Origin of the sequence: Bacillus sp. JJ1521 (genome assembly GCF_036965165.1) — a bacterium.
Taxonomy (GTDB): domain Bacteria; phylum Bacillota; class Bacilli; order Bacillales; family Bacillaceae_L; genus Ferdinandcohnia.
On the sequence record NZ_JBALOX010000102.1, the window covers coordinates 29,817 to 36,096 of the forward strand.

General features: G+C 38.6%; 6 protein-coding genes. 4 read left to right on the forward strand and 2 right to left on the reverse strand.

Annotated features, from left to right (window positions below; genetic code table 11):
- Positions 1–46: 46 nt before the first annotated feature.
- The 4 genes from gerPC (at position 47) to V7147_RS15110 (ending at position 1,518) form a co-directional block, all read left to right on the forward strand.
- Entirely contained in the window at positions 47–652 is a 606-nt protein-coding gene (gerPC, locus tag V7147_RS15095) for a spore germination protein GerPC (protein WP_335368664.1), read from the forward strand.
- 17 nt (positions 653–669) lie between these two features.
- Complete coding sequence (locus V7147_RS15100) at positions 670–849, forward strand: spore gernimation protein GerPD (protein WP_335368665.1); 180 nt, start codon at positions 670–672, stop codon at positions 847–849.
- 5 nt (positions 850–854) lie between these two features.
- Positions 855–1,235: a spore germination protein GerPE gene (locus tag V7147_RS15105; RefSeq protein WP_335368666.1), complete on the forward strand. Its 381-nt coding sequence runs from the start codon at positions 855–857 to the stop codon at positions 1,233–1,235.
- A 64-nt stretch (positions 1,236–1,299) separates the two neighbouring features.
- Positions 1,300–1,518, forward strand: coding sequence for a spore germination protein (locus tag V7147_RS15110; protein ID WP_335368667.1), 219 nt, complete (start codon positions 1,300–1,302; stop codon positions 1,516–1,518).
- A 33-nt stretch (positions 1,519–1,551) separates the two neighbouring features.
- Here V7147_RS15110 and V7147_RS15115 read toward each other — a convergent pair whose 3' ends face one another.
- Both V7147_RS15115 and V7147_RS15120 read right to left on the reverse strand, forming a co-directional pair.
- Entirely contained in the window at positions 1,552–4,941 is a 3,390-nt protein-coding gene (locus V7147_RS15115) for an SMC family ATPase (protein ID WP_335368668.1), read from the reverse strand.
- Positions 4,938–6,122, reverse strand: a complete 1,185-nt coding sequence (locus V7147_RS15120; RefSeq protein ID WP_335368669.1) for an exonuclease SbcCD subunit D — start codon at positions 6,120–6,122, stop codon at positions 4,938–4,940. Before V7147_RS15120 ends, V7147_RS15115 begins: the two co-directional genes overlap by 4 nt.
- Positions 6,123–6,280 lie beyond the last annotated feature (158 nt).

Here is a 6,280-nt window from a genome sequence, read left to right on the forward strand (position 1 = left end):
CTGCATAGAGTAATCTATAAGAGAGTTTTTGGAAAGGGTGAATGCTATGTACCCGTATTATTGCAATACTTCCACATATGTTCAGAATCTTTATCAATATATCCAGCAACAAAACCTGCGGATAAACCAATTAGAGCAATCCCTTCAACAAATTCAAACACAAATAAACGAATTAAAGGGTCAGCCTTCAACAAAAATAGAACGAATTGAGTATAAATTTGACCAATTAAAGGTTGAGACCCTAGAAGGAACATTAAATATTGGTTTAAATCCAATGAACGGCGAACCAATTGAGGATTTTTCCGTAGGTCAAGGAAAAATGAATATACCCGATATTCGACATGTTCATAAAGGACTACATGACGAAATACAAGATAATATCGACGAGTATTTATCTAATGATGTTCCGGTGCTCATTGAACAAATTGTTAATCAGGAAAGAACTGCACTTGAGGAAGGTCACTCAGGATTTATCATTGAGGATATCCAAAAGCAGATTCCTGATCGTATTGTCCATTACCTTGGGCAACACCATGCAGATTTACAAAATCCTTCAAAAGAAACCGAAGTTTTTGATACGGTCATCCAAAAAATTAAAGGAGACATTCGAAATTCGGTTACTGCTTATATAAAACATCTGCCTAAAAATTAGATAGAGGGGAATGAATCATGAACTTTACTGTGGTAAACAAAGAAATTCAAGTTGGACATATTGATATAGTCGGTGTTTCGACATCAGCTGTTTTTATTATTGGTGATGCAGAGACCATTTCTATGGCCTCTGCATTTGACACTCCACCAGAATCTTTAATCATTGGACCATTTGTTCCTCTAGCTCCCACGAGGTGATTAGAATGAAAAGGCTATCTGTGGTTGATTACCTTCGAATAAATGCTGTTCTTTTTAGTAGCATTATCGAGGTTGGTGATACAAGAAGAATTGCACCTGTTTCAGAGGCACTTGCCGTTCAACAAGAGGTACCTCTATTTTTCACGACTGAAGGAAATTTATCTGATTATCCTATTTTTACAAAGGAGCTTCCCAAGGTAATTATTGAGGAAGAAATCAATATGAATACCTTTCATCAAAACCCTGTCATTAAGGTAAATGCCATCAGGATTCTAGCTGTCTCTGCCTCGTCCGTACTCCACATTGGTTCTACCAGGGAGATTGAAACACAAGCAAGGGTTAAACATATTCGGAAAATTTTAGGTAATCCAAAAACAGAAAGATAGCTCACAGAATTCTAATTTCCACATAAAATAAAATTATGAAAATGCTTATTAAAGGATGACGCATATGCCAGCAATTGTAGGACCTATAAAAATTGTGAATGTCGGTGGCGGAGTTGTTAATTTCGGGGACTCCTTCTATGTTTCACCAAAGGATACGGCAAAGACTTACTCGGGATCAGGGTCGTTTAATACTGGTGATTTTATTTGTACGAATAATGGATTGAACTCAACAAATACTAATGATGAAGATTTTGCAGATCAACTGATGAAAAATAATGCGTAAAATAAAAAGGCCAAGAAGGCCTTTTTTATCTTTCTATAAAGTTTCTAATCTAACGAATGTTCCTCTACCTGAAGGCTCGGCTGGCTCTACGATTAAACGTTTAGGTAATCTAGCCCTTAATTCCTGTACATGGCTAATGACGCCTACTGCTAATTGTTTTGAATGTAGTTTTTCAAGAGCTGATACAACCGTATCTAATAGGTCCGCATCTAAAGTACCGAATCCTTCATCTAAGAAGAAGAATTGCAAAGGATATTCTCCCCTGAGCTGGATTTGTGCTGACAGAGATAGGGCCAATGCCAATGATGTTAAGAAAGTCTCTCCACCTGAAAGGGTAGTAACAGGTCGTCTAACCCCACCATTTGCATCATCTCTCATAATAAATCCACCCTGCGAATCCACTTCAACTGCATAGCGTTGTCTTGTTAGAATTCCAAGTCGCTCTGTTGCATCCAGACTAACTTGAACAAGCTGTTCTTCTGCAATAAACTCTACGAAGCTATTACCTTTAAAAACGGATTGAAGCTTGTTGTATTGCTCTACTAATTTTTCAAGTTTATTTCGTCGTTCTTCAAGTTCATTGAAACGCTCATGTTTTTCCAATAACACCTGGAGGGCCTTAACAGCTGCACCCTTCGCTTCAACTGCTTGTCCTAGCATCTCTTTCATTTCGGTGCGGACCATTTGAATTTCGTCCCATTTTTCTTTTGTTAATTCTTCACCTTTAAGCAAATTATTTATTTTTTGTAATTCCGTTTGGATTTGCTTGAAGCGGTCCCAATAAAGTTCAATTTGTGATCCAAGCTCCTCTTGTTCATGTTTGGAAAGAATCGATTCCTTCACCTCAGATATTTGTAAAAATCCTGTTTTCTCAAGTACTTCCGTCCATCTTGCTGTTGCTTTTTCATTTCGATTTTTCCCATCCTCGAATGCTTGTAAAGCAGCATGGGCTTCGTTTTCTAGTTTTTGACACTCTGCTTGGACCTTTTGCAAAGCTTCGTATGTGAAGGCTTCCGTTTCTTCAAGCTGTTTTACTCTTCGCTCTGTCTCAATGATTAACTGATCGATGTTATTGTTTCCAATTTCTTTAGAGAGCTTTTCACGCGCCTCAGTTAGTGCTTCGAATTTCCCCTTTAATGTAGAGTTGATTTCAACAAGTTGACGATCAAGTCCATTGCTATCATTTTGATACTTTTGCTTTTCTTGTTCCTTTTGTTCAAGCATTGTTGTGCTAACTTCAATTTCATTAGATAGACTTTGTGCCAATTTGTCATTGTTCGAAATGTCTTTTAACCTTGCTTCAGTTGTTTCAAAATCAATGTGTGGAAAGGATTGCTTCCAGTTCAAATACTGTTCCTTCGTTTTTTCCTGGAAGTTTGATACTCGAGCCTGAAGCTCATTAAAGGATTTTATATTGATTTCCCTCATCTGTTCAAGCTGGCCAACCTGTTTTATTGATGTACGAATTTCTTGAATTGCTTTTCTTCCCGTTTCTTGAAGCTTCAAATAATCCTGTTGCAGTGATTTTTGCTCAATAATAAGGGATTGAAGCTTTCCATGTAAATCTTCAAACTCCTCCTCACTGACAAGCTTTATTGCCCGGACAGGGGCATTCATTTCCCCTGGGTACTCCCCGATAAGTCCTTCCGAAATTTGCTCAAGCTTAAGTTTGAGTGTTGAAAATTCTTGTTTCAAATTTCTTATCGTAGTTAAATCATTGTTAAGCTTTTCGATTTGGGCTTGGACTTCATCTCCATGATCTTCTACAATGGATACAGGGTTTGGATGATGGGTCGAACCACATACCGGACATGGATCACCAGATTGAAGATGGCCAGCAAGCTGAATGGCAAGATTCTTTTTTCTATTATCCTCTAAATCCCGCTTAAGTCTGTCAAGTTTAACTTCTGCTAAACCAATAAGCTTCTCGCTATCTCTTTCACGTTCACAAGCCGCGTCATAAATGGATGCATTTTTTAAGAAAATAGCTTCCACTCTTTGCTTTGCCTGGTCAAGCACTTTGTATTCTGATTCGAGCATTTTCTCCAATTGTTCAAGCTGACTACGACTATTTTCTAGCTCTGTTTTTTGCTCGTTTAGATTTGTATTAGAGAACATAATCGTCTGCTTTTCTTGATTGGCTTTCTGGATCTCACCTCGTAATTCAGCTGAGACAGTTAAACGAGAAAGCTTTTCTTTTCGTTCCTTTTGCTTTTCTGTATCAACCTCAATTGATGCAGCTATTGCTTCAATTTGTTTCTGCTTTTCACACACGAGGATTTGTAAGCTGTTTTGCTGCTCCTGTAGCTCATGCGCTTCCCTTTCAAGAACAATTGCTTTTTCCTGAACAAGTTTAGCATCAGTCAGCTGCTGCTTTTTTGTTAAGTAAAACGGTAGTTTCTCCGTTTTTTCCTGACGTGCCTGGTGATAATCATTTGCCTTTGTTTCGTTTTCCTGTTTTTTGATAGTTAATTGCTTTTGTAAAGTTTGATAACGTATATTTGCTTTGTCTAACGCTTCTTTTGCAGACTCATATTCCTCTAAATAGGGCAGGATGAGAGCCGCTGTTTCCGCATTCTTCAGTTTTTGTTCTAGTTGAAGGATCTGTGGTTTCTCTTGTTCGATTTCAACCAATTTTTGGGATAGATCGCTCTTTTCAAGCTGCCATTGCCAAATATTTTTACTTTTTTCAAAATCTGCATCAATCTTATTGACTTCATTTTGGCGTTTTTTCAGAAGAATTTCTGCGTTTTTAAGTTCTTGCTCAGACGATTTAATTGCCTCTGTTGATGCATCACCTAAACCCGCTTGTTCAGCTACAACTTCGTTTAAATCATTTTTTGCATTGGATAGCTTATTCTTTAATTTTTTATTAAACTTGTCCCCATATTGTTCTAGATTGAATAGACGCTGAAGCATTTGTCTACGGTCAACACCCTTGAGCGACAAAAACTCAGCGAACTTTCCTTGTGGTAGTACGACCGCTCTCGTAAAGTCATCAATGGTTAAGCCTAATAGATCCTGAACACTTTGATTGACATCACCGATTTTATCGGCAAGAACAACTGATTCCTCACCGATTTCAATGATTCGGCTTACCGAGGATTTTACCTTTAAATCATCCTGCCGTTTGAAGCTTCGCTCAATCATATAACGTTTAGTTCCTTTGGCATTTTCTAGCTCAAACGTAAAAGTAACATGAAGCTGGTTTTCGGCATGATTAAGAATCCCATGCGTATTATTGGATGCGCGCTCAACCTTCCCATAAAGGGCAAGTGTCATCGCATCGAGAATGGAGGATTTACCACTTCCTGTCGGTCCAAAAATCCCAAAAACTCCACCTTCACAAAGGGAGCTAAAATCAACAGTTTGTTTTTCGCGGAAGCTATGAAGTCCCGCTACTGTTAATGTGATAGGTTTCATCCTTCATCACCATCCTCGTCTACCTCATCAGTAATAAGCTCTAAAAATAGTTTCGTAAGCTCGGGCTCAGGTTGCGCCCCGCCTGTTTGTTTTTCATAAAAGCGGACAAATAGCTCATCAATTGGGGTTTTTGAATTCACTATTTGTTCTGTTTTTTCTTTTTCAAGTTCTTCAAAAACGGGTCGAATATGAATAAGACCACTGTGATGCTTTCGTAATCTATGAATCTCTTCAATTGACAGTGCATTTGTCACATGGATTTCAAGGTCAATCCAAGCATTCGCATCCTTACCTTCATCAAGCCATGTATAGACTTGGGCGAGTCCTTCTTTTGCTTTCCATCTTACAAGCGGTTTTCCACTTGATAAAAATACCTCAGACATTTCAATTGGCCGGCTGGGTTTGGCGTCTAAAATGGTTACAGACTTCGCGTAGCCAGATTCTGAAAAACTATAAGCTAATGGTGAACCTGAATAGCGAGCCATCGTTTTCGCCCTGGACACCATTTGTGGACGGTGTAAATGCCCTAATGCAACATATTGAGCGGATTCTGGAAGACTAGTAGCAGCCACAGTGTATGCCCCACCAATCTCGATTGGTCGCTCAGAATCTGAACTACTTCCACCCGTCACATAAATATGGCTCATTGCGATATTAATTGTTTCATGTGTAAAAGCCTTGCTCATTTCTTCAAAGATTCCTTGAATGCGTTGATCGTATTTATCGCGAAGCATTAATTCTTCATGTGAATCTGATAATACTTCCGCTAACCGTGACTCTGATGGATATGGTAAAGCTGCAAGTTTAAGAGTTTCATTTGTTGTAGGAACATAGATGGTTTGGACATCCATTGTAGGTAAGCCAAGTAATTGAATTCCTTGTTTTTGTGCAAGTGGTGAGGCTGCTGACAGGCGATCTGGGTTATCATGGTTTCCTGCAATAACCGATACAGGTCTCTTGCCACCATTTGATAAACGCGCAATGCTTTCATAAAATAAGCTTTCAGCTGCTGCCGGTGGATTCACTGTATCAAATGCATCTCCGGCCATTAGCACAACATCTATTTTTTCTTCTTCGACAATTTTTACAAGTTCGTCCAAGAATCGGGCTTGTTCATCTAATCTACTTCTTCCTTCAAGTGATCGACCTAAATGCCAATCCGCAGTGTGAAGAATTCTCATTCGTAAGTCCCCTTCCTAAACCGTATTCTATTACTATTATTTTAACATAGGAGGATGTATTGGATTGATAGTGTTAACTGGAAATACGAAAGAAAAAGTACTGCCCTAAAATAAGAGCAGTACTTCTTAATCAAATACGCATTGGCGTATTTGCGCCC

Coding starts and splice junctions, on each gene's coding strand:
- V7147_RS15115 (WP_335368668.1), bottom strand. CDS start 4,941: ATGAAACCTATCACATTAACAGTAGCGGGACTTCATAGCTTCCGCGAA.
- V7147_RS15110 (WP_335368667.1), top strand. CDS start 1,300: ATGCCAGCAATTGTAGGACCTATAAAAATTGTGAATGTCGGTGGCGGA.
- V7147_RS15105 (WP_335368666.1), top strand. CDS start 855: ATGAAAAGGCTATCTGTGGTTGATTACCTTCGAATAAATGCTGTTCTT.
- V7147_RS15100 (WP_335368665.1), top strand. CDS start 670: ATGAACTTTACTGTGGTAAACAAAGAAATTCAAGTTGGACATATTGAT.
- gerPC (WP_335368664.1), top strand. CDS start 47: ATGTACCCGTATTATTGCAATACTTCCACATATGTTCAGAATCTTTAT.
- V7147_RS15120 (WP_335368669.1), bottom strand. CDS start 6,122: ATGAGAATTCTTCACACTGCGGATTGGCATTTAGGTCGATCACTTGAA.